The sequence below is a fragment of the Gordonia sp. HS-NH1 genome (genome assembly GCF_001418765.1).
In the GTDB taxonomy this organism is placed as follows: Bacteria; Actinomycetota; Actinomycetes; order Mycobacteriales; family Mycobacteriaceae; genus Gordonia.
Window position 1 is genome coordinate 1 of the sequence record NZ_LIYC01000088.1, and the last position, 2,857, is coordinate 2,857.

At 60.7% G+C, this 2,857-nt stretch carries 3 protein-coding genes; 1 reads left to right on the forward strand and 2 read right to left on the reverse strand.

What is annotated here, in order from left to right:
- Both AMD30_RS25640 and AMD30_RS24090 read right to left on the reverse strand, forming a co-directional pair.
- Positions 1-216 (reverse strand): hypothetical protein (locus AMD30_RS25640; protein ID WP_231632844.1); only part of this gene is annotated, 216 nt, incomplete at its 3' end.
- Between the two features lie 693 nt (positions 217-909).
- Positions 910-1,434, reverse strand: a complete 525-nt coding sequence (locus AMD30_RS24090; protein WP_231632845.1) for a hypothetical protein — start codon at positions 1,432-1,434, stop codon at positions 910-912.
- Positions 1,435-1,654: 220 nt separating this feature from the next.
- Between AMD30_RS24090 and AMD30_RS24095 the strand changes: the two genes are divergently transcribed.
- Positions 1,655-2,683 carry a hypothetical protein gene (locus AMD30_RS24095; protein ID WP_156354414.1) on the forward strand — a complete coding sequence of 343 codons (1,029 nt, stop codon included), beginning with the start codon at positions 1,655-1,657 and terminating at the stop codon, positions 2,681-2,683.
- Positions 2,684-2,857 lie beyond the last annotated feature (174 nt).

Genomic DNA, 2,857 nt, shown 5'->3' on the forward strand with positions numbered 1-2,857 from the left:
CACTACCAGGGGCTTGACCCATTTGAAACGTTCTCTGGTTTGAGCGGCAGCGACACCAGCGGCTACGAGTAGCCACAGGAATACGCGGTCCCCGATCTGTTGAGCGTTAAGTGTTCCACTGCTCAGCAGTACTGCGATCGCGGCCGCGATCAGGAGCAGCCAAGGCAACGTGTGCGTTCTGCGCACGCTCCGCGGAGTGCTTCTGTTGAGCGTCATCAGCCGATCCTCACTGTGCCGACTCCTCCGATGGCTGTACATGTGTAGTAAGAACCCGCGTGCGAAGGTCTTGGTGCGGTCGGCCTTAGGCACGACCAGCCATCGACCGTGGAAGACAGGGCCTGCTCTTGGTCCTGAGCTATTGAGTTGAAGTACTTCTGAATCACCGTCATTGCTTCTATGCAGTCGACCTGACCACTGAGAACAACGACAGGTTTATCACCAGTAACTCTGGTCGCCACCCAGCCGCAATGTACGCCCGGTTGCGCGATTGCCGGCGCAATCGGCCGAGAGACGGAGGGGGTCTTGGTCACCGGAATCTCGGTCGACCATGGCGCCGCGGACTCTTCGTAGTCTACGAAGGGGTCGTTGGTGTTTGCTCCATACTCGCCGCCCTGCCCACATGATGCGAGGCCGAACGTGACTATCCCTGCGAGCATCGTGACCGCGACCCTCAGGGCCCGCTGTTTTGAACCCGCCATACGCGAGAGTGTATCGCCGCGCGCAGTTGCGGCCCGGTGGCTCATCCGCATGCGGTTCAGGACCGGTCGCGATGCGAATGGAGTCATGACTCACCGACTGGCTGGAAGCGATGACCTTCGTGCTGTCGCCCGGCAATGCCATCGATTCCCAGGGATGCTCACTCACGAGACTCTGCCCACTCCGGTAGGCAAGCCGTGGCTTGGCCCCGGGTCACAGGGGGATGGCGGAGATGTACAGCCAGGTGCTGTGGTCACCGGCCTGCGGATCGAACCATACGGTGAGGTCGCCGCCCCGCTCACCCGCCGGCACCGTGTCGTCATAGCCGACCGCGGGCAGCCTGATGCATGTCATCAGGCTCGGCGAGGGTGGTGGACCGTGGCTTGACGTTGGGCGCAGCGACGCGGTGGTCGCCGGATCGGTGGTCGCACAGTTCAACCGTGATTGCCGAATAATCCTGTCGCGCAGCACTGCGCTGTCTGCTTTCACCACGAGATATGCCATCGACGAGCCCTGAAACTGCGATGTCACTTGCCCGTAGTCGACGGCGCTGCCGTTCAGACGAACACCCATCGCTTCGGCAATCCGTCCAGCCTCTTCGACGTCTTCCGTGACCCACACGCTGGACATGCTGTCGTCGAACGACGACCGAAGAGCGAACCAGCCGGCCACACCGGCGAGCACAACCACTGCGATGACGGTGATGACCGCAGCGATCCACAACACCTTGGTACGCACTCATCGACTGTGGCACAGGTCTTTATCGACCAACGCTCTGCTGCGGACGGCGGCTCGGACTCAGCGACGTATCGTGGGGCACAACCGCCGACTCGAACAAGGCCGCATATGTCGTCGCAGAATGGCCATTCCGTCATGGCCCGACTCGTATCGACCGCGCGAAGCGCCTAGTTGGATGGTTCAGCTGACTAGTGCTCGTAGGTTCTGCCAATGTTGATGTGTGCCAGCTTGGATCGAAGTACTCAAGAAAATCGTAGACGGCCCGCAAGTACCGATACAGGGCATCATCTCCCGTACCGGGCCGATCGATACCGGCAGCTTGCTGATGGACGTCAACGGTGAGGTCATCCCGCTCTACGTCGCCGGTATCGATGATCTCCAGGTATGGCGCGACGAACCGAAGGTTCGAGTCGAGTCGATGGATGGCAGACCTCTGGTGATTTTCAACGGAGAAGCGGTATGGCGGTTCGCTCACCGCGACCTTGTGCCAGTGCGGGGATTCGGCCGGGAAATGCGTTACGTGGGTCCAGGCCGTGAACTGTTGGTCACCCAGCCCGCATCACGTTGGGTCGGTAACGACTTCACCACTCCCGACGGCCCCATCCGCGACATCGAGTACTTGGGGCGGCCATGCTGGCAGGTCGACCTCAAACCTCCCGCTCACAAACCTCATCCGATGCAGTTGGTTGTCGATCAACGCACCGGCGCGATCCTGCAACAACGCAACGACGGATTCGACATCGCCGTGCGCTTCATCGAGTTCACCGCTGGAATCCCTATCAACCCTTCGACATTCGAATGGGACGGGCCTGTGCGACCGCCACGGCAACCACCCGACACCGACGACTACCGGTCGTCATTCGTCCCGAGCCAAGGCCGCCAGAAAGACGAGCACCAAGCCTGGTTCCTCGAACATGTCGTCGCCAGTCCGTTGACTGTACCGCTCACTGTGAGTCTGTTTGTCACGCTTCTGAATTCCTACGACGACGACGGTTCGTTTGATGCAGAGATCAGCGATGGGGGCCCCATCACCGGTCGCCTTGCAAGACGCCCCCACGCCTCGACAACTTGGCATCTGAATTTCCGGACACACGCCCCACAGGCATGGAGCACCGCCCGCCATGACTGGGCACTCGAGCTCTATACCGGGCCACTCGACCTAGCGTCGCTCACCTCTTTGCAGCACCAGCTCCACCCGAACGAACTCGTCACCGGCATTCCCGATACGCAATCGAGCGCTACCCGGTAGCGAATAGCCCCAAGGGACAATTTGAGCGGACCCGCAGGGGTCGATTCTCGGAGGCCTCTAACATCGACGCGCTAGCTTCTACACGAAAGGTTTCTGGTTGCCCTTGTAAGGCGCTGAGACTCCGAGATGCAGGCGGCTGAGAAGGCGGGACGTCTAGGAGACTGCTGAATAATC